Below are 23,375 nucleotides of genomic sequence, written 5' to 3'. Positions count from 1 at the left end.
ATTCTTATTATATGCAAAAATAGACCGATAGTCTACATTGGAATTGACCGATGTCTGAAACAATCCGGAAAGATTAATCTAAACCATTATTTCCCGTGTAGTGCCATAGATTGCAGTCTATACTTAGACCTAGAAAGCGATGAGAGGATGACAAGTAAACTTGATAAAAACCGATTTAGGCTGGAATACTTTTTTCGAAAAATCATTTGAACCCTATCATAGTGAAGGATATCAAGCAGGACGGGTGTCCTTGGAACATAAACATATGTATCGCGTGTTGACAGAATCGGGTGAAGTATTAGCGGAAGTTTCCGGTAAAATGCGACACCTTGCGATTCATCGTGAAGACTATCCGGCGGTAGGTGATTGGGTTGTGGTTTCCATCAGAGCCGAAGAACAGCGAGCAACGGTTCATGCTGTACTGCCGCGCCAAAGTAAGTTTTCCCGAAAAGTGGCTGGACAAGTCACTGAAGAGCAAATCGTCGCTACCAATGTAAATACGGTGTTTCTGGTTACGGCACTGAATCAGGACTTTAATGTGCGTAGAATTGAACGTTACTTGGTGCTTGCTTGGGAAAGCGGCGCCAATCCTGTGATTGTGCTCAGTAAGGCGGATTTATGCGAGGATCCGGAAGCCCTGGCTGCGGAAGTCGCGGTTATTGCTGTAGGTGTTCCCATTCATATAATCAGCTCCGCTGCGAATCGTGGGCTTGACCAATTGGCTCCTTATATCTCGCGGGGTCAGACAGTGGCATTACTTGGCTCCTCTGGGGTTGGGAAGTCGACCTTGGTAAACCATATGTATGGGGAAGCTATTTTGGAGACTGGCGATATCCGGTTCGGAGACGACAAAGGGAAACATACCACGACCCATCGAGAATTAATCACGCTGCCCGGCGGTGGCATTTTGATAGATACGCCAGGGATGAGGGAACTTCAGCTCTGGGATGCCTCTGAGGGGCTGAGTACCTCGTTTCAAGATGTCGAGGACATCGCTGAAACGTGCTTTTTTCAAGATTGCAAGCATGCAAATGAACCCAAATGTGCGGTGAAAAACGCGCTGGACGAAGGGACGCTTGGGCTTGAGCGCTTTCAAAGTTATTTGAAATTGCAGAAGGAACTTGCCTATTTGGCGCGCAAAGAAGATAAAGGTCTGCAAGCAGCGGAAAAGGCCAAGTGGAAGAAGTTGCACCAGTCAATGAATAGTCAGAACAATCGCTTGTAAAAAGCGGTGAATTCGTTGAAACATCGCACTGTTGGGGTGATGTTTCTTTTTTTTGCAGTGATGCCATTAAAAAGTCGCAATTGGATTGGATTTTTTCATTTGTTTCCGATAAAATTAACATAGAAGGACTAGGAAAGTGGAGGGACAAGCTTACTTATGAGTGATTGTATTTTTTGTAAAATCGTTGCAGGGGATCTTCCTTCCAAGAAGGTTTACGAGGATGATCAGATTCTAGCTTTCCATGATATTCAGCCCGCATCACCGATCCATGTCCTCATTATCCCCAAGAAGCATATCGCTTCTCTAGCAGAAGCGGGTTCTGAAGACTGGGCATTGATTGGGCAGATGCAAAACGCTGCTGCGCAAATTGCTAGAGAACTAGGCGTTACAGAATCCGGTTATCGTGTCATTACTAATATCGGAGCGAATGCTGGACAGATTGTTCATCATCTTCACTATCATTTGATGGCTGGGGCAAGGTTGTCTCCATTAGGGGTTCATAATTAACGCTATCTTTGATTAATCGCAAGTATTCGATTGACACCCTAATTACTATCACCTATAATGAGATTTGATGAACCGTTTGATCTTAGATGGTCTGTTCGGAGGGAGGGAAAACTGTTGTCAGAAACTCGAGTTCGTAAGAACGAAACTATAGATGCTGCACTTCGTCGCTTTAAGCGTTCCATCGCTAAGGATGGCATTCTAGCAGAAGTTAAGAAACGTAAACACTATGACAAGCCAAGCGTTAAGCGTAAGCTTAAATCAGAGGCTGCTCGTAAGAGAAAGTTCTAGGAGGCAACATGAGCTTAAGCGATCGATTGAACGAAGATATGAAGCAAGCGATGAAGAGTCAGGACAAGTTCAAACTCTCGGTTATTCGAATGGTGAGATCCACTATTAAGAATCAAGAGATTGATCTGAAAAGAGCCTTAGATGACAATGAAGTGCTTGACGTTCTAACTCGTGAAATCAAACAGCGTAAGGATTCCCTCCAAGAATTTACGAAGGCCGGCAGAGATGATTTGGCCGAGAGCCTGAAGGCAGAACTTGTTATTCTAGCTGAGTACATGCCGCAACAGCTTTCTGAGGAAGAAGTGAAAGCCATTGTACAGCAGACCATCGAACAAATTGGTGCTTCTTCCAAAGCGGATATGGGCAAAGTGATGACGGCATTGATGCCTCAGGTTAAGGGACGTGCTGATGGTAAGCTTATCAATCAGTTAGTCCAACAATTATTGGGATAATACAAATGTGTTTTACAAGACCGAGAGGATTTCGTCCACTCGGTCTTTTTATTTTATTCACAAAATGAAACAGTTTGTCGTTTGGAGCGTACATATTAATGAGAAGGAAGAATCAGGGAAGGAGTGAAAGATGATGTTTGCTGAAAACTTATCCGCCTTTCTGACTCATCCAGTTACTGCAACCGTTTTATTAGTGGTTGGTATAATTGGGATTGCTTTAGAACTTTTATTCTTTAGCAGTGGATTGCTCGCTTTAGCTGGGGTAGCAGGCTTTGGTCTCTATTTTCTTGGGTTTTATTTGGCAGGTTTTGCTGGTTTTGGCGACTTGGCTGTGTTTGGCATCGGATTAATTCTACTTATTTTGGAATTAGTTGTTCCCAGCTTTGGAATTCTAAGCGTACTGGGGGCCATATGCCTCTTTGGCGGCGTGCTGATGGCTTCGTCCAATCCCAAAGAAGCGGCGTTAATGCTGGGAATCGCCTTGTTGATTGCTATCGTTGTGATTGTGTATGCAATCAAAACCTTCAAACACCGCGGCGTTTGGAATCGTTTTATTTTGAAAGAGCAGCTAACGACAGACAAAGGATTTACTTCGAGCCCGGATCGCATGTATTTAACTGGTTTAACGGGTGAAGCTGTAACCCCCCTTCGACCGGCAGGTACGGCTATCATTCAGGGGGAGCGGATCGATGTCGTGACCAATGGTAGTTTTATTTCGGCTGGCAGGGAAGTTATTGTTGTAGAAGTTGAGGGTGCTCGTGTAGTTGTCAAGGAGAAGGATTCAAAACTTAGTTAGGGGGATTTCAGAATGAATATTGAACCAGGCTTATACTTGGTGTTAATGGCAGCAATTATTATTATTGTATTATCAATTTTGTTAAGTGTTGTACCTGTTATGTTGTGGATTTCAGCGCTCGCATCCGGGGTTCGTATCAGCATTATTACGTTAATTGCGATGAGACTTCGCCGGGTCACGCCGAGCCGTATTGTGAATCCGATGATCAAAGCAACGAAAGCCGGTATTGATTTAAGTGTGAACCAACTAGAGAGTCACTTTCTGGCGGGTGGTAATGTAGACCGTGTTGTCAATGCCTTGATTGCGGCACATCGTGCCAAAATTCATCTGGAATTTGAACGTGCGGCAGCCATCGATCTTGCAGGGCGTGACGTCTTGCTGGCGGTTCAAATGAGTGTAAATCCACGTGTCATCGAAACGCCTAACGTTTCGGCTGTTGCGAAGAACGGTATTGAAGTCAAAGTTATCGCCAGGGTTACTGTGCGTGCCAATATCGATCGTTTGGTCGGGGGCGCAGGTGAAGAAACGATTATTGCCCGTGTTGGCGAGGGGATCGTCACAACCGTCGGTTCGAGCGACTCGCATAAGGATGTGCTCGAAAATCCTGATTTAATCTCTCGTACTGTGCTGGGCAAAGGCTTGGATGCCGGTACTGCCTTCGAGATTTTATCCATTGATATCGCTGACGTAGATGTGGGCAAGAATATTGGCGCCCATTTGCAAACGGAACAAGCGGAAGCCGATAAGCGGATTGCGCAGGCGAAAGCGGAGGAAAGACGGGCAATGGCGGTTGCCGCCGAGCAAGAAATGAAAGCGAAGGTTGTCGAGATGCGTGCGAAGGTTGTTGAGTCAGAGTCGCAAGTACCGCTTGCCATGGCGGAAGCGCTTCGCAGCGGCAACTTGGGCGTGATGGATTATATGAATCTCAAAAACATTGATGCAGATACCCAAATGCGTTCTTCGCTAGGCAAAATCAATGATGGCAAAGGCGATAAAGAATAAAAGGGTTATGAGGTGATCTCGTGGAACAACTCCTCGCATTTCTGTTTAAACATTGGTATCTGGTTATTATCGCAATAACGTTTCTCTATCAAGTCGGCAGCAAGCGCAGTCGTGGAGCGTCAGGATCGCCTAAGCGAGGGATGCCTTCGTTTGGAGAGACGACTACACGCGTCCCAAGGCCGTCTGAAGCGACGAACGAAGCATCGCGAAGCTTTGGCGGCACGGAGCCTCCAAACCGCACAGCGGACGATTTTGGGCGGTCCCATGCGGCCAAACCTGAGGCGGCAATGCCCAAATCCAAAGGTTCGCCTTTTGGATCCACTGTGCAAGGGAACACGGAAAATTCCCCGATTTATGCCAATGCGATTGCTTCATCGAGTGCATTTCCCGATGAGGTAAAGCAAGACCAACTGATGCAAGGCGTGATCTGGGCTGAAATTCTGGGTCCACCCCGCTCGAAGAAACCATATCGCAGGTAAAAGTCCTTATAGAACGCCTTCTCGAGACATCGAGGGGGCGTTCTTTGCTTTGCAGGTTTTTCACATAAAATCAGCTATGCCCGCATAATTTGGTAGAAAGTCTATGCACTTCATCTGTCGTCATGATCATCTAGTTAGAGGGGGTACTGCCCAGCTATGCGTCGCTTGACCCGCAAATGGAACCAGTTCACGGCCAAAATCCTCGATCTTCCCCAGGATGTGGTACAGGACTTGCCGCGAATTACGATGATCGGCAACGTACAGCTTTATGTTGAGAATCACCGGGGCGTGCTTCATTTTTCAAGTGAGAATCTGAAGCTTGAACTAACGAAGGGGACGTTAGAAGTTTTAGGGAAAAACTTGATTATTCGAGCTATTCTCTCTGAGGAAGTTTTTATTGAAGGTTGGATCGACAATGTGAAGTATGTGCCATAGATGAACAATACGAGACCAAAGAACACAGGAGGCTGAGTTATGAAACAATCCATGTTCATAACCCGTTTGCGAGGGTATGTGCGCATTCAAATACGAGGCAGCGAGTGTGAGAGGCTCATTAATCCCATGATGGAGAAGGGCTTCTCCATATGGGATATTCAAGCGACACCGGAAGGGAAGCTGGAGTGCAATATACTTATAAAAGATTTCTTTCGGCTTAAGCCGCTGCTGAAACGGACAGGCTGCAGGATGCATGTACTGGAACGGTACGGGCTTCCTTTTTTTATGGAGAGACTGGGGCGGAGAAAGTTTTTTTTCGGAGGCATGGCTGCTTTTATCATTGGCATCTATGTGTTGACATCCTTTGTATGGCAAATTAGCGTGGAAGGGAATGACCGCATTACGGATGCGCAAATTCTTGAAGCTGCCTCCAAGCAAGGCATTCATATGTTCCAGTGGAAGCTGAAATTGAAAAAAACAGAGGTGCTGTCACGTGATATTCAAAGTTTGCTGCCGGGCACAGCTTGGGTGGGCGTGGAAATTCGCGGTACTCATGTTACAATAAAAGTAGTGGAGGCGACGATTCCCGATCCCCGCAAATTGATGAACCCAAGAAACTTGGTCGCATCCAAAAATGCTTTGGTAACGGAGATTATTTCGGATAAAGGAAAACCGCTGGTAAAGCCGAATACGTATGTTAGAAAAGGGGACGTGCTGATCTCGGGCACAATTGGCGACGAGCAGAACAATCAAGTTGTTGTCGCGGAGGGAAAAGTAAAAGGAGTGGTCTGGTATACCTCCCGAATTGAAGCGCCTCTTACGAAAACATATAAAGTCTACACAGGAGAGACTGCGAACCGCAATTACCTCGTATGGGGTACGCGAGCCCTGCAGCTAAGCGGTTACGGAAAGATGAGGTTTGAGCACTTCGAAACGATTCCGGAAAGGAAGTCGGTCGCTTGGCGATCTTGGGCCTTGCCGATAGGCTGGTTGCATGAGAAGGTTATGGAAGTGAATCTCGTAGAAGAGCCGATTGAGGCAGCCAATGCCAGAAAGTCAGGCTTGGAGCAGGCTAGAGCCAAATTACTCGCGGCTTCAGGCGCGGATGCTAGGCTCGTAGGTGAAAAAATTTTGCATGAAAAAACAGAGAATGGTAAAATTTATATAGACGTTCATTTTGAAGTCGAAGAAAATATCGCCGAAGAACAACCAATTGTGATACGAGGAGAATGAGGCCTGTTGGTAGAAAATGCGCAGTCAGTCAAACTTACATTGAAAAATCCGGCTGAGGGACTAGCTCTGTTCGGTCCTCAGGACAAGTTCCTGCATGTCATCGAAGCGGAAATTCCTGCACAGATCTTTACGCGTGAAGCTGAAATAACGATACAAGGTGCAGCTGCGGAAGTAAACTCACTTCAGCAGCTTTTTGAAGTTCTGCTCCAGCTCATAAGGAACAATTACACCTTGACAGAGCGGGATGTCCTCTATGCAGTTGAGCTGGCCAAACAGATGAAAGCCGATCAATTGCTGGATTTATTCAAAGGCGAAATTACAACGACACACAAAGGGAAACCGATTCGTGTCAAAACGATTGGACAGCGCAAATATGTAGAAACGATCAAGAAGAAGGATATCGTCTTCGGTATCGGCCCGGCGGGGACAGGGAAAACCTATCTGGCTGTTGTTCTGGCTGTTACGCGATTGAAAGAAGGCGCCGTCAAGAGAATCGTGTTAACGAGGCCTGCCGTCGAGGCGGGAGAGAGCCTTGGCTTCCTGCCGGGAGATCTCCAGGAAAAAGTTGACCCCTATTTACGCCCATTGTATGATGCTCTTAATGATGTGCTAGGTCCTGAACAAGTCGCCAAATCCCTAGAGCGAGGCCTGATAGAGATCGCTCCGCTCGCTTATATGCGAGGCAGAACGTTGGACGATTCCTTTATAATTTTGGATGAAGCCCAGAACACAACACCTGAACAGATGAAAATGTTTCTGACACGACTTGGCTTCGGATCCAAAATGGTGATTACCGGAGATGTCACGCAAATTGATTTGCCGCGCGGGAAATCGTCGGGTCTGGTAGAGGCGAACCGGATTCTTAGCGGGATTGAGGAGTTAGGCTTTATTTATTTCGATGAGCAGGACGTTGTTCGGCATTCGCTCGTTCAGAAAATCATTGTTGCCTATAATGCCGAGAACGAAAAGTGATTGTTGGCGGGTTGTTAGGTAGAGAGGAATGACCTCCGTGATGAAAAATGAAGTGCAAATGAAAGGCAAATTTCATTACCAGTTAAGCGGATGGAAATACAGTACTGGTATTCGGGTACTGTTGTTTCTCTTGCTGGCTTTCGGCTTCTATGTGTCACTATATGCCAAGCTTGTACCGCAGGTATATGATATTGTACTCGGAACAACCAGTGAAAAGACGATCTATGCGCCAAGACAAATTGAGAACGCAATTGCGACAGAGCAGGCGAAAGAAGACGCGGCCAAACGTGTGCAGCCTGTGTATCGAATTGTCAATCTCAAGAATGATACGCTGATTGATGCCATTTATGATAAATTATTGCAAATTAATGCGGATGAAGAAGTCAAATTCGATGACAAGGTCAGCATTTATCGTCGTGTGATTCCCCAGCTTATCAGTGACTTGGAGAATGATTCGATCAAATCGCTGCGCGCTAGCGGTCAATACAATGTCCCGTTGCTTGAGCAAATACAAACAGGTCTTGCCGAGCAGCAATATCAGCTCCCTGAAGAGTCCTATTTTAAGCTGCCGCGGATGACTAAAGAAGATTTGGCTGCTATGCGTCCGGTAACGAAGGATATTGTCGCGAAGTTGATGAATGACCAAATATTGGACGCACAAACGGCTAGAGCCAAAGTAGCCGAGCTCGTCAACACATCCAACCTGACCAAAAATACTTCGCGTGAAATGGTGACGGAGATCGCGCGAGTCGTTATCACACCGAATAAATTTTTTGATCAAAAAGGGACAGATGATGCGAAAGGTCAAGCGCGCGAGAACGTCAAGCCGGTCTACATCAACAAGAATGATGTGCTGGTCAAAGTCGGAGATATGATCACAGAAGAGATATATGCCAGACTGGACAAGTTGGAATTATTGAAGGATAAAGCCAATTACTTGCCTCAGTTGGGGTTGAGTATACTTGCGGCCTTGTTGTCTTTGGTAGTGTTTATGTTTGTCAAACAGAGCTCACTGCCGATTAAATACAACAACTCTCAACTGGTTATGCTGATTCTCATTTTTCTCATCAATGTTATCAGTATGAAAATTATTTCTCTTGTTCAAAATCTGGATTATCCGTATATTGGTTACTTGGCTCCTACAGCTTTGGGCAGCATTTTAATTGCGATCCTGCTTGATGCGCCGCTTGCTTTTGTTTCTTCGGTGTTATTCTCACTGATGGCAAGCATCATTTTCAATACGGAGCATACATTGCTCTTTGATTTCCGTTACGGATTAGTCAGCTTAGTCATATGCTTTAGCGCTGTGTTTACGATTCAAAGGGCCAGTCAACGTGCTACGATATTGAAGGCTGGTCTTATGATAGCTTTTTTCTCGATGCTCACGATTACATCCATGCTGCTGATGGAAGATCACTTTCAACAGAAGGAAGCCTTGATATCGCTGTCATTCGCAGCTGCAGGCGGATTGCTTACCGTCGTGTTTGTTATCGGTTTGCTGCCCTTTTTTGAAGTTGCTTTCGGCATTCTGTCACCGCTTAAACTGGTGGAGCTTTCCAATCCGAATCATCCGCTGCTGCGCAAGCTTTTGACAGAGACGCCTGGCACGTATCATCACAGTGTTATGGTAGGGAATTTATCGGAAGCTGCTGCCGAGTCCATCGGAGCGGATGGGCTGTTGTGCCGTGTAGGATCGTACTATCACGATATCGGCAAGACGAAGCGACCAAGCTATTTCATCGAAAATCAAACGAATATAGAGAATCCGCATGACCGTATCGATCCGAATTTAAGCAAGTCCATCATCATTGCCCATCCGCGGGATGGGGTGGAAATGCTGAAGGACTACAAAATGCCGAAACCGATTCGGGATATCGCCGAGCAGCATCATGGGACAACCTTGCTCCATTATTTTTATCATAAAGCGATGAAGCAAGCGGAGGAAGAAGGCAGCGACAAGGAGATCCGCGAAGAGGATTTCCGCTATCCAGGGCCCAAGGCCCAATCCAAGGAAGCCGCTATCGTTGGCATTGCGGATAGTGTTGAGGCAGCCGTTCGTTCGCTCCGCAACCCAACGCTTGAACAAATTGACTCCATGGTGCACAAGATTATCAAATCCCGCTTGGATGATGGTCAGTTCAATGAGTGTGATATTACACTCAAAGAACTCGATAAGATCGCGAAGACATTAAATGAAACCTTGTTAGGCATTTTTCACTCTCGGATTGAATATCCAAGTGAACTAGCGCCCAAGAAATCAGGAACATAAAGATAAGAAGCTCACAAAGGAGGACAACAGGAATGGCAAGCTTAGATTTGACGCTTGAGTGGAGCAGTGAGCAGGAAGTGAAAGAAATCACGCCATCTTTTATCGGGAAAGTGGAAGAATTGCTGCGTTTGGCAGGTGAGCTTGAAGGCATCGCCGCTGGAGAAGTGGCATTAACTTTTGTTGATGATGAAGCGATACAAGAGCTGAACAAGCAATACCGCGACTTAGACAAGCCTACGGATGTGCTATCCTTCGCGATGAGTGAGTTCGGTGAAGATGAAATTCAGATCAACTATGAGGATGATGGTGCGGATACCGAAGGGTTGGAGGACGATGAGATGGTCTCCGAATCCTTCATTGAGCCGCTTGGCGATATCATTATTTCGGTTCCACGCGCGATCGCGCAAGCGGAAGAGTATGGTCATTCCGTGGAGCGAGAACTTGGATTTCTGTTCGTTCACGGCTTTCTGCATTTGATCGGTTACGACCATCAAAGTGAGGAAGAAGAGAAAGTCATGTTTGCTAAGCAGGAGGATATTTTGCTGAAGGCAGGTTTGACACGCTAATGAATGACGGCTTCCGTAAATGGCGCAGAAGCTTCAGGTACGCCTACGAAGGAATCAAATATGCTCTGGATACGCAACGCAATATGAAGTTCCATTTTTGCGTTGCTTTTCTTGTTTTACTGGCCGCCCTTTTTTTTCAATTGCCCAAAACGGATATCCTGTTTATATTATTAGCGGTTACATTAATGATCGTGACGGAACTAATTAATACGGCTGTAGAAAAAACGGTGGATTTGGCGATGCCAGACCGCCATCCGTTAGCCAAAATAGCGAAGGACGTCGCCGCGGCGTCTGTCTTGGTGTCCGCAGGATTTGCCGTCATCGTTGGCATGATTGTGTTCTATGAACCAATCGATGTCCTGCTGCGTAGATCCAGGTTAGATGAAACCCAAATTTCTGCAGGTACGATTTGGGTGCTGCTTGCTCTTGTTGTTTTGACCGTCATCGTTATTGAAACCCGGTTCTCAGACAAAGGGAAGCTGGTTCGGCCAAGCCTGTTGACGGCTATTGCTTTTGCCATTGCGACGGTAATGGCTATTTTCGTCTCACAAACCATCGTAGCTTTGCTTGCGTATACGATGGCTGTCATTATTTTTGTCATGTTATATGATAAAAAGACGCGACCTTTTCCTGCCCTCTTTCTGGGGGCATTAATTGGTGTCGCTGTAACAATCCTCGCTTTTTCCTGCCTAAACATGCTATAACCTTATTATATGTGGAGAGAAGGCTGTCTTCGATGGATCCTAAAGAACTTATTCAACATGCTAAAGAAGCAATGAAACGCGCATATACCCCTTACTCGAATTTTCAGGTAGGTGCCGCGCTGCTAGATGCAGACGGTCATGTACATTATGGTTGCAATGTGGAGAATGCAGCCTATGGACCAACGAATTGTGCAGAACGCACGGCGATGTTTCGAGCTATTGCCGATGGGCACAAAGCGGGTTCATTCCAAGCCATCGCCGTGATGGGAGACACAGATGGGCCGATTTCTCCTTGCGGCGTATGCCGTCAGGTGCTTGTTGAGCTCTGCGCGCCGGATATGCCGGTGTATTTGGGCAGTCTCCAAGGGGATTTCGCAGAAACAACCGTGTCCGCTTTATTGCCGGGCGCTTTTACAACGAAAGATTTGCACGCAAATGGAGGATAACTAGAAGTGGCTAAAAAAGAATTTAAATCAGGATTCGTCTCTATCATCGGACGTCCGAACGTAGGGAAATCAACGCTTATGAATCAAATTATCGGGCAGAAGATTGCCATTATGTCCGATAAACCGCAAACCACCAGAAATAAGATCCATGGTGTCTATACGTCAGCTAGCGGCCAAATCGTATTCTTGGACACACCTGGTATTCATAAACCGACTTCCAAATTAGGCGATTATATGAGTAAAGTTGCTCATGGTACGCTTGGAGAAGTTGATGCCGTTCTGTTCTTGGTTGATGTCGTCGATGGCATTGGCGGCGGAGACCGTTATATTATCGAACAGTTAAAGCTGATTGAAACACCTGTTATTCTGGTTTTGAACAAAATAGACATGGTGCAGCCTGAAGCTTTGTTAGCCGTGATTACGAATTACAAGGATCTGTATGATTTTGCTGAGATCGTGCCGGTCTCTGCGCTCAAAGGGAATAACGTGACAACTTTGCTGGAACAAATTATCCGCTATTTGCCGGAAGGGCCCCAATACTACCCTGCAGATCAGATTACGGATCATCCAGAGCAGTTCGTCTGTGCGGAGCTTGTGCGCGAGAAAATTTTGCATATGACGCGGGAAGAAATTCCGCATTCCATAGCGGTTCAGATCGAAGATATGCGTGTCGAGCCGAACGGCGTCGTTCATATCTCAGCTGTAATCTTTGTTGAGCGAGATTCCCAAAAAGGAATCGTAATCGGGAAGCAAGGTGCCTTGCTCAAAGAGATTGGCAGACAAGCACGTAGAGACATTGAGACGCTGCTTGGTTCCAAAACCTTCTTAGAACTTTGGGTCAAAGTGAAAAAAGACTGGAGAAATCAAGATAGAGTACTTCGTGATCTGGGGTTCCGTCACGATTAATTAATTGCAATTACCTAAAGAGTTCCAATTATTGTCTCGCATAGAGATGCATTCTCTGCACATCCTATGAACATCACGTTCGATGGGGAGGATGCTGAACATGAAAGACTTTTCGTGGACGTATTTTTCAAAGACCGGTGATGTAGACGCCTACTTACTGTACAAGCAAGTAACCGGTGAGCCGGGAATGGATACCGAAGTGCAGAAAGAGGATCAAAGTAACGAAGAGCCGCTCGAGGGTCTGAATATGTAAATAAATGTTCATAAGACCAGAGCGGCATTTCATGGGGGAAATCATTTGCTGCGTAGTGTACAGGGGATCGTGCTCCGTAGTATGGACTATGGAGAGGGGAACAAGATCATTAGTCTGTTCACCCCCGAGCTGGGTAAGGTTGGCGTTATGGCTCGGGGTGCGAAGAAAGTGAAAAGTAGACATGCCGCCGTTACGCAGCTTTTTACGTACGGCGATTTTGTTTTTTTTAAACAAAGAGGTCAGATGGGTTCGCTTAATAGCGCTGAGATTATTGAAGCCCATCATGCCTTGAGGGAAGACCTTCATATGTCTGCCCACGCGTCTTATTTGGTTGAAATGACGGATCGTATGCTAGGCGAGGAAGAAGGAAGCGCATATATATTTGAACAGCTCAAAGCAGGATTAATGGCTATTCAAGAAGGGAAGGACATGCAAATTGTCGTTCACCTGTATGAAATGAAAATGTTTGATTTGGCTGGATATTTGCCTGTGACAGATGCCTGTGTATTCTGCGGGGAAACAACCGGTATGGTTAGTTTTAGCCCTGCCATGGGCGGGACGCTCTGCACACGCTGCCGCTATAAAGATCCGGCTGCGCTTCCTATAGGGGAAGGGACGTACAAACTATTAAAGTTGTTTCCTCGGATGGATATGCGCAGATTAGGTGCAGTTCAGGTGAAGGATGAAACGAAAAACCAGTTGAAAGCCTGTATGCGTGCTTATATGGATGTACACATTGGCGTGCAATGGAAATCAAGAGGATTTATTGAACAAATGGAGAAATATAATATATAGCATTTGCGGCCAATGTGTTGATTTGACATGTGATTTTGCGTCTGCTATGATGTGGTGGAAAACACCTCGCCCTTGTGCTGCCCGCATATCGGTGAGTTTTTTTATGCTTTCGTTCTGTTCTCATAACCGTTACATACTATTGACAATGTAGGGCCTCGTCCCTGCTGAAAGGGGCTAAGGAAAGATGGACCATCCATTACCTACTCGGGTATATGTCGTATCTGATTCTGTTGGGGAGACGGGAGAGTCGGTCGTACGCGCGGCTGCCATGCAGTTTCACCCTGCACCGGTGGAGATTGTAAGAGCGCCGTTTATCCATGATTTTGAGGGTATTGATAAAGTAGTGAATGCCATTCGCATTCATGGCGGTATTGTTGTCTTTACCTTAGTCATACCAGAGCTGCGAGACGACTTGATAACGAAGGCGCAACAATATGATATTCCACATATCGATCTCTTGGGACCTGTCGTTGCGACGCTTGGGCAAGCACTTCGACAGGAACCGCGCAGACAACCAGGCATGATTCATCCGTTGGATGAGGATTATTTCAAAAAGGTAGAAGCCGTTGAATTCGCAGTCAAATATGACGATGGGCGAGACTTTAGCGGGATTCAAAAGGCCGATATCATCCTATTAGGCGTATCTCGAACTTCAAAAACGCCGCTATCTATGTATCTTGCGCACAAAAGGTTCAAAGTGGCCAACGTGCCGTTAGTCCCTGAAATGCAGCCGCCCGCTGCCATCTATACCGTGCCCAAAGACAAGATTATTGGATTGCGCATTGATCCTGATAAATTGAATGTGATCCGCCAGGAACGTCTGCGTACACTTGGACTTGCAGAAAATGCAACCTATGCGAATGTAGAACGTATTAAATTAGAACTGGCTTTTGCTGATAAAATTATGAGCAAAATCGGTTGTGTGATTTTTGATGTCTCAAATCGTGCGGTCGAAGAAACAGCAAGCTTGGTTATGGATCATATTGAACGAATCCAGTAGGATTTTATGTTTATCCTAGCAGGATTTTTTGCAAGTCCATCGTATATAATAGTACGGTGAGATTTCATTTAAGGGCAGGGGCTGATTCACATGCGAACGAGATGCATCATCGTTGACGCCGATGCTTGTCCCGTGAAATCTGAAATTGAGCACGCAGGTAGGCAGTTTGGTGTACAAGTTGTGCTAGTTGCCTCTTTTGATCATCGGATGAAGGAAAACCCTGGCGTGAAGGTCGTTCAAGTTGACCGATCGGACCAATCTGTTGATCTGTACATCGCCAACCAGATTAAGCCAGGAGATATTCTGGTCACCCAGGATTTCGGTCTCGCCGCCTTGGGATTGGCAAAGGGTTCTATATGCTTGACGAATCGAGGGCAGGAATATACCAATAGCTCGATTGATTTCCTATTGGAACGTCGCCACGTATCGGCAAAAATGCGCAGAAGCGGCAAGCATACCAAGGGTCCAAAACCGTTCACAGAGGAAGATCGTAAAAATTTTCTACATGGTTTGACAAAACTTTTAAAATATTTGCAGGAAATCGAAAATGAGTAGCGAATAGTAATTAGTCGGAAAAGCGACCTGAATTGTAGGTGGAATAAAAAATGCGGTACGGACGCATACCTGAAGAGGTCATTGAGGCTGTACTCAAGCGCCATGACATCGTTGATGTCATTGGCAGGCACGTGCATTTGAGCAAACAAGGGCACTATATGAAGGGATTATGTCCTTTCCATTCCGAAAAAAGTCCTTCTTTTACAGTTACACCAGAGAAACAAATTTATCGTTGTTTTGGCTGCAATGTAGGCGGCAATTTAATTCGTTTCATTATGGAAATTGAAGGGCTAAGCTTTGCTGAAGCCATCACCAAGCTTGCCGAGGAAGCAGATATTCCCATCACATGGGAAGAAGCCACCGAGGAGCAGAACGAGCAGCAGCAAGAGAAAGCTGCTTTACTGAAGGCTTATGATTTTACGGCGAAACTGTATCATTACATTCTTGGCAATACGGATCAAGGCAAAGTAGCCAAAGGATATTTGGCATCACGAGGCATTTCGGATAAGCTGATCGATACGTTTCAGATTGGTTATGCTCCAGCGATGTGGGATACACTCGTTCAACAGCTCGAGAAACGTGAGTTCGATCTGGCACTCATGGAGAAGGGCGGCTTGCTCTCAGCCAAACATGAAGGAAACGGCTATGTCGATAAATTTCGCGAACGCATTATTTTTCCTATTTGTGACGCTACTGGCAAAGTGATTGCTTTCGGCGGCAGATCAATGGGAGATGGGCAGCCTAAGTATCTGAATAGTCCGGAGTCCATTTTGTTCAACAAGAGCAGAACGATGTACAACCTTCACCAAGCCAGGCCCAATATGCGAAAGCTTCAACAAGCTGTGCTCTTCGAAGGTTATGTGGATGTGATCAAAGCTTGGGAAGCTGGAATTAGCAATGGTGTCGCTACAATGGGGACCGCTTTGACCAAGGAGCATGCAGCTTTGCTGAACCGCAATGCCGACCAAATCGTCATTTGTTATGACGGGGATAATGCCGGACAATCTGCAGCTTTCAAAAGCATTCCGATCTTGGAAGAAACGGGTAGCCGAGTAACAGTGGCTATGCTGCCGGATGGCAAAGACCCTGATGATTATGTCAGAAATTATGGTTTTGACCGATTCGTGCGGGAGATCATTGAACCTGCCGTACCATCGATGAAATATAAACTCTTGTATATCCGCAGAAATTTTAAGTTGCATGAGGACGGTGACCGACTTCGTTATCTGCAATCCGCTGTAAAATTAATCAGTGATCTCCATTCGCCGATGGAGCGCGAACATTATTTGAAACAATTGGCGTCAGAATTCCCAGATTCCTCGTATGAAGCCATGAAGCTTGACCTTCATGAAATCTTGCTGCAATCGGAAAAAAACCGACCGGATGGGGATAATAAACCAATTCTGTGGAATAATGTTATGAATAATGGGAGAACAGCGGAACGAACACGTAAGAAAACGCCTTCTCTTTTGCCCGCTTATCACAATGCAGAACGATTAATTCTTGCTGTAATGATGCATGATCGAGATGTTTGTACCCACGTGGAAGCACAATTGGGTGATCAGTTCAATGTTGAAGCTCACGCAGTCTTAGCTGCTTATTTATATGCTTACTACGCTCAGAATGCTGAGCCGGATGCAAGCCGATACATTGCCATGCTGCAAGACGAACAGCTGGAGAGCTTGGCTAGTTCCATTGTTATGATGGGAGCTGGTCATGGAATGAACGAACAAGTGATTGACGACTATATTCGCCAAATTCGCAAAGTTCCTATGCAAGATGAAGTTGAACGCAAGAAAGAAGAACGAGTTCGCGCCGAGCGCGCGGGCGACCATCTAAGAGCAGCACAAATAGCAATTGAAATTATCGCCCTAGAAAAACGATTGAAGTCAACTTAGAATTGCTGAATGACTAGGGAGGAGGGAGTCCGTACTATGGCGAATGATCAGCGTACAGAACTAGAGACAGAGTTGACCCTGGACCAGGTGAAAGACCAGCTTATTGAGCAGGGGAAAAAGCGGTCCTCACTTACTTACAAGGATATTATGGAGAAATTAGCTCCCTTCGATCAGGATCCAGAACAAATCGATGAGTTTTTTGAACAGCTTTCAGAGCAAGGTATCGATGTTGGGAATGAATCTGATGAGGATTCGATGAATCCGGAAGAGAACGAACGCGATGAATTCAACTTCGATGATGATCTGGCTTTGCCGCCTGGAATTAAGATTAATGATCCAGTTCGGATGTATTTGAAGGAAATTGGTCGTGTACCGCTTCTTTCTGCGGAAGATGAAGTTGGTTTAGCCAAACGGATCGAAAATGGGGACGAAGAAGCGAAGAGACGCTTGGCAGAAGCGAACTTGCGACTCGTTGTCAGTATCGCCAAAAGATATGTAGGCCGCGGCATGCTTTTCCTGGATTTAATTCAAGAAGGAAACATGGGTCTCATTAAAGCCGTTGAAAAGTTCGATCATACCAAAGGCTACAAATTCAGTACCTATGCGACGTGGTGGATTCGTCAAGCGATAACTCGCGCCATTGCTGACCAAGCGAGAACAATTCGGATTCCCGTACATATGGTCGAAACCATTAATAAATTAATCCGTGTTTCTCGTCAATTGCTGCAAGAACTGGGGCGCGAACCAACCCCGGAAGAGATTGCCAAAGAGATGGATTTGAGTACCGACAAAGTTCGTGAAATCATGAAGATCGCACAAGAACCGGTATCGCTGGAAACACCAATTGGTGAAGAAGACGATTCGCATTTGGGAGATTTCATTGAGGATCAAGAAGCATTGGCTCCGGCAGATGCTGCTGCTTATGAACTTCTGAAGGAACAACTTGAGGATGTCCTGGATACGTTGACGGAAAGAGAAGAGAATGTGCTTCGCTTGCGTTTCGGTCTTGATGATGGACGTACCCGTACATTGGAAGAAGTCGGTAAGGTGTTTGGCGTAACACGTGAGCGGATTCGTCAGATTGAAGCGAAAGCGTTGCGTAAGTTGAGACATCCAAGCCGCAGCAAACGTTTGAAAGATTTCTTAGAATAAAGACGCTGTGAGAGGGCCCTGCCAAATTCGGCGGGGTCTTTTTTTATGAAAATTATGTCTAAAAATTAAGGGTAAAATCACCGATAAAGTAGCTAGGAAGGTGAGCGACGAAATGGATGCTGAGAAACGAAAAGTGATTGTAAGGGAAATCGATCATTGGCGCAGAAGCAAGCTGCTTCCCGAGCACTATTGTGATTTTCTATTGAATTTGTATGTGGATGAGGCGACGCCTAAACCGGCTTCATTAATGGGGGTATCCGCAACCTCGGTAGCAAACAGTAATTGGAAAATATGGTTAGTCATTATGGCGGTGATTGCCGCTCTGGCCTTATCTGCTCTTAATTTTAACTCTTTTGGAATGCCAATGCAAATTGGAATTTCCACGCTTTTTGTCATCATTTGTTATGGGTTTGCTTACCGGCAGTTCACGAAAGCTCCTGTAGTTTCCTATCTGCTTTGTGGGGTTGCTTCGGTTGCATTGCTGCTTCTTGGTCTATACTTGATGGATATACATGAAGTTCAGTCATCCTATGCCTATGTAGGATATTTAGCTTTCTGTAGCGTTGTATGGTTATTTAATGGCCTTGTAGGACGTATGGCGATTTTTCAGCTTTGCGGTTGGTTGGGCTTAGTAGGCACTTATGGCTGGCTGCTTCTGCATAAGTTGGAGAGTCCAGGCTGGTTCTCACTCGAGCTCAGTTGGATACCGGTGAGTATTGTACTCATATGGATTGCTTGGCTTGCGCATCATACGAATAAGCAAGCTGCTGGTGTATTGCTTCTGGTTGGCGGCATCGCTTGGTTTGCGCCAGAGGCTATGACATTCTTAGTCGATGTCGATATGACAGCGCGCGTCATCCAATTGTCTTTTACTGCTAAATTAGTCTCTGCGGGCATCGCATTATTTTTGTTTCGTAAAAAATGGGTAGAGTGGGTAATGTAACGTATGGTGAAATTATCGAAAAGATTGCAAATGATTGCAGATCGTGTTCCTGCAGGTTCCAAAGTCGCGGATATTGGATCGGATCATGCCCTGTTGCCAACTTATTTGGCTCAGCGGGGTATTATTTTGTTTGCTGTGGCTGGTGAAGTGAATCCAGGACCTTATGAAGCTGCAACAAGGCAGGTGCTTGAGAGCGGCTTGTCTAAACTAATAAGTGTAAGATCCGGCGACGGATTAGCTGTGATTGAAGCAGGTGAAGTGAATGTGATCACAATTGCCGGCATGGGCGGCAGTCTGATGGCAAGCATTCTGGAGGCAGGGAAACATAAGCTTACAGGAGTAACCCATCTCATTTTGCAGCCGAATGTTGGCGAAGACCACGTTCGACGCTGGCTGTTAGAACAAGGGTGGAAACTGGAGTCGGAAACCATACTGGAGGAAGACGGCAAAATCTATGAAATTCTAACGGCTGTTGCTGTACCCGCAGAAGAGAAAGCAAAGCTGGCAGACCTGTACGCAGAACGCTTGCTTGCAGGAGGCTTAAAGGTTTCACAGGAGCGCCTGCTTCAGATGGGGCCATATTTGATTCATCAAGCACCGGATGTATGGTTTGCAAAGTGGGAAAGTGAATTAAGGAAGCTGGCGATGATTGAGGATCAACTGGGTCGATCAACTGCGGAAACTTCCATCGAGAAAGCGGCGCAAGTGAGACAGGAAATGAATGAGATCAAGGAGGTACTCGCATGTTTGCAAAAGGTCAAACCGTAGTTCAGCTGTTCGAACAGCTGGCACCCAAGCACTATGCGATGCCGGATGACAAAATTGGCTTGCAGTTAGGTTCGTTGCAAAAGGAAATTCAAAAAGTGCTTGTCGCCTTGGATGTTACCGATGAGGTCGTTCAAGAAGCGATTGAGCTTGGAGCCAATTTGATAATCGCCCATCATGCGATTATTTTCCGGCCGCTCGCGCATCTTCAAACGGATACACCGGCAGGCCGTTTATATGAGAAATTAATCAAGAATGACATCGCGGTCTATATTGCCCATACGAATTTGGATGTGGCCGAAGGCGGCGTCAACGATATGATGGCGGACAAGCTTGGCTTAACGGAGCTTTCGCATCTGGAAGATGTGCATACCGAGAAACTGCAGAAACTTGTTGTCTTCGTCCCTGAGACGCATCATCAGGCGGTGCTGGATGCCTTATTCACCGCGGGCGCGGGGTGGATTGGGCAGTACAGCCACTGCAGCTTCAACATCCCCGGCACGGGCACGTTCCTGCCGCAGGAAGGGACGCACCCGTTTATCGGGGAAGCGGGCAAGCTGGAACGCGTACAGGAAGTACGCGTGGAGACAATTGTAACCGCCAGCGTCCAGCGCAAGGCGGTTCAAGCCATGCTCAAGGCCCACCCCTATGAGGAGGTGGCCTATGACCTCTACCCGATGGACCTCAAGGGTAGAGTGTTCGGTCTGGGGCGCGTAGGCAAGCTGCCCGCGGCCATGACGCTCCGAGAGCTGACCGAGCTCGCGAAGCAGGTTTTCGACGTGCCGGCAGTGCGCGTCGTCGGGGATCTAACACGGCCCATCCGCAAGGTGGCCGTGCTGGGCGGCTCTGGCGGCCGCTACATGCGGCACGCCATGTTTGCCGGCGCCGATGTGCTGATCACCGGCGATATCGACTACCACACCGCACACGATGCGCTGGCTGCGGGGTTGACCTTGATCGACGTTGGGCACAACGTCGAGAAGATCATGAAGCGCGGCGTGGCCGATTATCTCGCCGCGCAACTGACCAAAACCCAGACGCAGGTGCTCGCATCCGAGGTTGATACAGAACCTTTCCAGTTTTTATAGATCAAACAGAGTTGTAATTCAAAGGCATTCCTAGTATACTAGCAAATGCGTCGGAAAGTTTGACAGACAATCGCTGGCTGTGGGTAAGCCACAGCGAGAGGAAAGTCCGGGCTCCATATGGCAGGGTGCTGGATAACGTCCAGTCAACGCGAGTTGAAGGATAGGGCCACAGAAATGGACCGCCGATGGCTTGTCTTCGGACAAGATCAGGCAAGGGTGGAACCGTGGTGTAAGAGACCACGAGGTTCTATGGTGACATAGATCCTGGTAAACCCCACTTGGAGCAAGACCTAGAGGAACGCTAGCCGCTTTCGAGGCGGCAGTCTTCGCCTGAGACGCGTTCGGGTTGGTCGCTTGAGCTGTGCAGCAATGTATGGCCTAGATAGATGATTGTCGCTTCAATGGTGGCAGGGGACAGACGCCCGCTATGACCACCGGAAGTACAGAACCCGGCTTACGGCAAACTTTCCATACTGTCGGTTACCCGCAAGGCTTAGGCCTTGCGGGTATTTATTTTGGTCACGCAAAAAGCTGCCCCAAGGTTCGTAAACCTCAGGGCAGCCTGATGAATCAGAAATTAGTTTTGGATTCGCTGGTTTTCGTTAAGTTATTGTCATTGGGTCTCCACGCGTATTTCTGGGAAATGAACCGCTGCGTAAACCAGTTTTTCGACCAATTAAAGCTAGTAGTTGTTCGTTTTTCGGCCAATTGGATGGCTTTGGAGACATCGATCAGCCCGTAGCCAAAATATTTGTCAAACCCAGTTGTACCCAAGTCTTGAGCTGAGTCTCTCATAATTTGGTATACGTCAGTGTTTTTCAAATTGGGATTCGTGGAGCGGATCAACGCTGCCAAAGCAGTGACGTGAGGGCTTGCCATCGAAGTCCCGGATAAAGCCGCATATTGATTGTCAGGATACGTACTCGCAATGCTTACACCAGGCGCAGTCACATCAATATAATCACCGTAGTTGGAAAAAGGAGCTTTTTTATTTTCTGAATCACTGGCAGCTACGGCGAATACTTCCGGATAAGCAGCGGGATAGCCTGGTCTTTCAGTATTATCGTTGCCGCTCGCCGCGATGAGCGCTACGTCTTTGTCATAGGCGTATTTGATGGCATCGTGCAGAAATCCGGAGTCGGCGTAATTCCCGAGGCTTAAATTCATCACCTTGGCGCCATGATCGGCTGCCCAGATAATCCCTTGAGCAACGGAGTAGGTGCTGCCTGCACCTGTCTGATCCAACACTTTGACCGGCATTACTTTATTGTACCAGGTCATCCCCGCAACACCCAGATTGTTGTTGACGATCGCAGCAATGACGCCTGTAACATGTGTGCCATGTCCCACATCATCTTGCGGTTGATCGTTGCCGGTAATCACATTGTAGCCTGGCAGCAGTTGCCCCTTTAAGTCAGGATGCTGCAGATCAGCTCCCGTATCAACAACAGCGACAATAACATCTTTGGCGCCGCGATTGAATTGCCACCCTTCGACGGTTTCAATCAGAGGGAGATTCCATTGATATTTGCTGAATAAATTGTCATTCGGCTTGAAGTTTGGCGCTATGCTTGACGTTTGTGAATTCTGTGAATTTGTATAATCGGTCTTAGTCGTATCGGTCGTATCTTCTTCCTGATCATCATAATAGTCATTTGTTAGATAAAGAAAGTGAGGCTCAACATAAGCAACATCCCATTTGCCGAAATAAGCCATAAGGGCTTTGGCTTCCATACCTTCCGTGCGGAAGACAAAGGTATAACCGATTTTTTGAACAGATGTCGCTTTAATCTCACTTTTGATCTGTGCCAGTTGTGCTTCGGTAGGGTCTTGCTTGAATTTGACGACAACTTCATTTTGGTGATAATGGCTGGTTCCTTGATTATCTTCCGGATGATCAACCACTTTATCTTTCAGCGTATCGGTATCGACCGATTCCACTTTCCATCTATTTTCATTGGGATAAGGTTCAAGGCGCAAATTTTTCATCTGATGATCCGTCACTTGATGCAAAATATCTTGATGAATGACGCCAATCAGCGAGTTCTCACCATTCGATGCGGGAAGTCCTTGGACAAAATAAACTTGCTGTCCAGCGCCGAATTTCGGGGATTGGTAGTGTCTTCCCGATTCAGCCGCAGCTTTGGCTTCGGCTAAATAAGCAGCAGCTTGCTCTTTATAAGAAACAGGTATTTCTCCGGCTTTTACCCCTTGCTCAATGGTTTGATTGCGTTTCGTCCATATGAGCACATCCATTTTCTCGTGTGCAGATTTCATGCTGGTTAAGACCTTGTCAGGGGGTTCTCCGCCTTCGATCTGGGAAATCATTTTCACATAGTCGGTTGAGCATTGAGTTCTGCACAAATCGTCTGTCAGCTTCACATCCTGCTCGAGGAGAGCTAACTTCGAATTCGTCTCATACTTTGCGCTATACACTTCCGGGCCTGGTTTGGTCTCGTTATTAGAGTGATGGGGAAAGAGGATGATTCCTAAACCAAGAGCTAGAGTAATAGTAGATAAATATCGCCGCATGAACAAACCTCCTTCTAGGCTGGCTTCGCATTCAATGAAAGAAATGAACGAAACAAATAACCTTTCCTTAGAGTTAGGAGCAGCGGATTGTTTTATGCACGGAAACTGGCGGAT

The 23,375-nt window shown here is 46.6% G+C and carries 25 protein-coding genes and 1 other RNA gene; 25 read left to right on the top strand and 1 reads right to left on the bottom strand.

What is annotated here, in order from left to right; genetic code table 11:
- Positions 1-160 precede the first annotated feature (160 nt).
- The 25 genes from rsgA (at position 161) to rnpB (ending at position 21,201) form a co-directional block, all read left to right on the top strand.
- Positions 161-1,225 carry a ribosome small subunit-dependent GTPase A gene (rsgA, locus tag LOZ80_RS15960; protein ID WP_238172306.1) on the top strand — a complete coding sequence of 355 codons (1,065 nt, stop codon included), beginning with the start codon at positions 161-163 and terminating at the stop codon, positions 1,223-1,225.
- 156 nt (positions 1,226-1,381) lie between these two features.
- Positions 1,382-1,732 (top strand): histidine triad nucleotide-binding protein, encoded by a 351-nt coding sequence (locus LOZ80_RS15955; RefSeq protein WP_238172305.1) that lies wholly within the window; start codon positions 1,382-1,384, stop codon positions 1,730-1,732.
- A gap of 114 nt (positions 1,733-1,846) precedes the next feature.
- Complete coding sequence (rpsU, locus tag LOZ80_RS15950; protein WP_029195880.1) at positions 1,847-2,020, top strand: 30S ribosomal protein S21; 174 nt, start codon at positions 1,847-1,849, stop codon at positions 2,018-2,020.
- An 8-nt stretch (positions 2,021-2,028) separates the two neighbouring features.
- Positions 2,029-2,472, top strand: a complete 444-nt coding sequence (locus tag LOZ80_RS15945; RefSeq protein ID WP_189006384.1) for a GatB/YqeY domain-containing protein — start codon at positions 2,029-2,031, stop codon at positions 2,470-2,472.
- A gap of 130 nt (positions 2,473-2,602) precedes the next feature.
- Positions 2,603-3,268, top strand: coding sequence for an NfeD family protein (locus LOZ80_RS15940; RefSeq protein ID WP_238172304.1), 666 nt, complete (start codon positions 2,603-2,605; stop codon positions 3,266-3,268).
- Positions 3,269-3,280: 12 nt separating this feature from the next.
- Positions 3,281-4,270: a flotillin-like protein FloA gene (gene floA / locus LOZ80_RS15935; RefSeq protein WP_283214767.1), complete on the top strand. Its 990-nt coding sequence runs from the start codon at positions 3,281-3,283 to the stop codon at positions 4,268-4,270.
- Between the two features lie 20 nt (positions 4,271-4,290).
- Positions 4,291-4,749, top strand: coding sequence for a hypothetical protein (locus tag LOZ80_RS15930; protein WP_238172303.1), 459 nt, complete (start codon positions 4,291-4,293; stop codon positions 4,747-4,749).
- A gap of 156 nt (positions 4,750-4,905) precedes the next feature.
- Positions 4,906-5,184: a sporulation protein YqfC gene (yqfC, locus tag LOZ80_RS15925; RefSeq protein ID WP_238172302.1), complete on the top strand. Its 279-nt coding sequence runs from the start codon at positions 4,906-4,908 to the stop codon at positions 5,182-5,184.
- A gap of 39 nt (positions 5,185-5,223) precedes the next feature.
- On the top strand, positions 5,224-6,417 hold the full coding sequence (gene yqfD / locus LOZ80_RS15920) for a sporulation protein YqfD (protein WP_238172301.1): 1,194 nt from the start codon (positions 5,224-5,226) through the stop codon (positions 6,415-6,417).
- A gap of 6 nt (positions 6,418-6,423) precedes the next feature.
- Complete coding sequence (locus LOZ80_RS15915) at positions 6,424-7,389, top strand: PhoH family protein (RefSeq protein ID WP_238172300.1); 966 nt, start codon at positions 6,424-6,426, stop codon at positions 7,387-7,389.
- Positions 7,390-7,429: 40 nt separating this feature from the next.
- Positions 7,430-9,658, top strand: a complete 2,229-nt coding sequence (locus LOZ80_RS15910; RefSeq protein WP_238173003.1) for an HD family phosphohydrolase — start codon at positions 7,430-7,432, stop codon at positions 9,656-9,658.
- A gap of 32 nt (positions 9,659-9,690) precedes the next feature.
- Positions 9,691-10,224 carry an rRNA maturation RNase YbeY gene (gene ybeY, locus LOZ80_RS15905; protein WP_238172299.1) on the top strand — a complete coding sequence of 178 codons (534 nt, stop codon included), beginning with the start codon at positions 9,691-9,693 and terminating at the stop codon, positions 10,222-10,224.
- Positions 10,224-10,928, top strand: coding sequence for a diacylglycerol kinase (locus LOZ80_RS15900; RefSeq protein WP_238172298.1), 705 nt, complete (start codon positions 10,224-10,226; stop codon positions 10,926-10,928). Before ybeY ends, LOZ80_RS15900 begins: the two co-directional genes overlap by 1 nt.
- A 23-nt stretch (positions 10,929-10,951) precedes the next feature.
- The gene (locus LOZ80_RS15895; RefSeq protein WP_443147067.1) at positions 10,952-11,374 is read left to right on the top strand and encodes a cytidine deaminase; all 423 of its coding nucleotides are present in this window, start codon (positions 10,952-10,954) and stop codon (positions 11,372-11,374) included.
- Positions 11,375-11,380: 6 nt separating this feature from the next.
- Positions 11,381-12,280, top strand: coding sequence for a GTPase Era (gene era, locus LOZ80_RS15890; protein ID WP_238172296.1), 900 nt, complete (start codon positions 11,381-11,383; stop codon positions 12,278-12,280).
- A gap of 100 nt (positions 12,281-12,380) precedes the next feature.
- Positions 12,381-12,533: a YqzL family protein gene (locus tag LOZ80_RS15885; protein ID WP_238172295.1), complete on the top strand. Its 153-nt coding sequence runs from the start codon at positions 12,381-12,383 to the stop codon at positions 12,531-12,533.
- Between the two features lie 45 nt (positions 12,534-12,578).
- Positions 12,579-13,328 (top strand): DNA repair protein RecO, encoded by a 750-nt coding sequence (gene recO, locus LOZ80_RS15880; protein ID WP_238172294.1) that lies wholly within the window; start codon positions 12,579-12,581, stop codon positions 13,326-13,328.
- Positions 13,329-13,512: 184 nt separating this feature from the next.
- Positions 13,513-14,328, top strand: coding sequence for a pyruvate, water dikinase regulatory protein (locus LOZ80_RS15875; protein WP_189006352.1), 816 nt, complete (start codon positions 13,513-13,515; stop codon positions 14,326-14,328).
- A gap of 90 nt (positions 14,329-14,418) precedes the next feature.
- A complete protein-coding gene (locus tag LOZ80_RS15870) occupies positions 14,419-14,883 on the top strand; it encodes a YaiI/YqxD family protein (RefSeq protein WP_189006350.1) in 465 nt (154 codons plus the stop codon).
- A gap of 50 nt (positions 14,884-14,933) precedes the next feature.
- The gene (gene dnaG / locus LOZ80_RS15865) at positions 14,934-16,781 is read left to right on the top strand and encodes a DNA primase (RefSeq protein WP_238172293.1); all 1,848 of its coding nucleotides are present in this window, start codon (positions 14,934-14,936) and stop codon (positions 16,779-16,781) included.
- Positions 16,782-16,817: 36 nt separating this feature from the next.
- Positions 16,818-17,933, top strand: a complete 1,116-nt coding sequence (gene rpoD / locus LOZ80_RS15860) for an RNA polymerase sigma factor RpoD (protein WP_028558036.1) — start codon at positions 16,818-16,820, stop codon at positions 17,931-17,933.
- 112 nt (positions 17,934-18,045) lie between these two features.
- On the top strand, positions 18,046-18,876 hold the full coding sequence (locus LOZ80_RS15855) for a hypothetical protein (RefSeq protein ID WP_238172292.1): 831 nt from the start codon (positions 18,046-18,048) through the stop codon (positions 18,874-18,876).
- A gap of 3 nt (positions 18,877-18,879) precedes the next feature.
- Complete coding sequence (locus LOZ80_RS15850; protein ID WP_238172291.1) at positions 18,880-19,644, top strand: tRNA (adenine(22)-N(1))-methyltransferase; 765 nt, start codon at positions 18,880-18,882, stop codon at positions 19,642-19,644.
- Positions 19,620-20,729, top strand: coding sequence for a Nif3-like dinuclear metal center hexameric protein (locus LOZ80_RS15845; protein ID WP_238172290.1), 1,110 nt, complete (start codon positions 19,620-19,622; stop codon positions 20,727-20,729). Before LOZ80_RS15850 ends, LOZ80_RS15845 begins: the two co-directional genes overlap by 25 nt.
- 54 nt (positions 20,730-20,783) lie before the next feature.
- An RNA gene (gene rnpB / locus LOZ80_RS15840) (RNase P RNA component class A) lies at positions 20,784-21,201 on the top strand.
- A gap of 98 nt (positions 21,202-21,299) precedes the next feature.
- Here rnpB and LOZ80_RS15835 read toward each other — a convergent pair.
- The gene (locus tag LOZ80_RS15835) at positions 21,300-23,261 is read right to left on the bottom strand and encodes a S8 family peptidase (protein ID WP_238172289.1); all 1,962 of its coding nucleotides are present in this window, start codon (positions 23,259-23,261) and stop codon (positions 21,300-21,302) included.
- Positions 23,262-23,375 lie beyond the last annotated feature (114 nt).

Origin of the sequence: Paenibacillus sp. HWE-109 (assembly GCF_022163125.1) — a bacterium.
In the GTDB taxonomy this organism is placed as follows: Bacteria; Bacillota; Bacilli; order Paenibacillales; family NBRC-103111; genus Paenibacillus_E.
This window is presented reverse-complemented; position numbering and strand designations above follow the sequence as displayed.

What these genes read in the sequence shown, in the direction of transcription:
- LOZ80_RS15955 (WP_238172305.1), top strand. Translation starts at nt 1,382, where the DNA reads ATGAGTGATTGTATTTTTTGTAAAATCGTTGCAGGGGATCTTCCTTCC.
- LOZ80_RS15945 (WP_189006384.1), top strand. Translation starts at nt 2,029, where the DNA reads ATGAGCTTAAGCGATCGATTGAACGAAGATATGAAGCAAGCGATGAAG.
- LOZ80_RS15940 (WP_238172304.1), top strand. Translation starts at nt 2,603, where the DNA reads ATGATGTTTGCTGAAAACTTATCCGCCTTTCTGACTCATCCAGTTACT.
- floA (WP_283214767.1), top strand. Translation starts at nt 3,281, where the DNA reads ATGAATATTGAACCAGGCTTATACTTGGTGTTAATGGCAGCAATTATT.
- yqfC (WP_238172302.1), top strand. Translation starts at nt 4,906, where the DNA reads ATGCGTCGCTTGACCCGCAAATGGAACCAGTTCACGGCCAAAATCCTC.
- yqfD (WP_238172301.1), top strand. Translation starts at nt 5,224, where the DNA reads ATGAAACAATCCATGTTCATAACCCGTTTGCGAGGGTATGTGCGCATT.
- LOZ80_RS15910 (WP_238173003.1), top strand. Translation starts at nt 7,430, where the DNA reads ATGAAAAATGAAGTGCAAATGAAAGGCAAATTTCATTACCAGTTAAGC.
- ybeY (WP_238172299.1), top strand. Translation starts at nt 9,691, where the DNA reads ATGGCAAGCTTAGATTTGACGCTTGAGTGGAGCAGTGAGCAGGAAGTG.
- LOZ80_RS15900 (WP_238172298.1), top strand. Translation starts at nt 10,224, where the DNA reads ATGAATGACGGCTTCCGTAAATGGCGCAGAAGCTTCAGGTACGCCTAC.
- LOZ80_RS15885 (WP_238172295.1), top strand. Translation starts at nt 12,381, where the DNA reads ATGAAAGACTTTTCGTGGACGTATTTTTCAAAGACCGGTGATGTAGAC.
- LOZ80_RS15875 (WP_189006352.1), top strand. Translation starts at nt 13,513, where the DNA reads ATGGACCATCCATTACCTACTCGGGTATATGTCGTATCTGATTCTGTT.
- LOZ80_RS15870 (WP_189006350.1), top strand. Translation starts at nt 14,419, where the DNA reads ATGCGAACGAGATGCATCATCGTTGACGCCGATGCTTGTCCCGTGAAA.
- dnaG (WP_238172293.1), top strand. Translation starts at nt 14,934, where the DNA reads ATGCGGTACGGACGCATACCTGAAGAGGTCATTGAGGCTGTACTCAAG.
- rpoD (WP_028558036.1), top strand. Translation starts at nt 16,818, where the DNA reads ATGGCGAATGATCAGCGTACAGAACTAGAGACAGAGTTGACCCTGGAC.
- LOZ80_RS15855 (WP_238172292.1), top strand. Translation starts at nt 18,046, where the DNA reads ATGGATGCTGAGAAACGAAAAGTGATTGTAAGGGAAATCGATCATTGG.
- LOZ80_RS15850 (WP_238172291.1), top strand. Translation starts at nt 18,880, where the DNA reads ATGGTGAAATTATCGAAAAGATTGCAAATGATTGCAGATCGTGTTCCT.
- LOZ80_RS15845 (WP_238172290.1), top strand. Translation starts at nt 19,620, where the DNA reads ATGTTTGCAAAAGGTCAAACCGTAGTTCAGCTGTTCGAACAGCTGGCA.
- LOZ80_RS15835 (WP_238172289.1), bottom strand. Translation starts at nt 23,261, where the DNA reads ATGCGGCGATATTTATCTACTATTACTCTAGCTCTTGGTTTAGGAATC.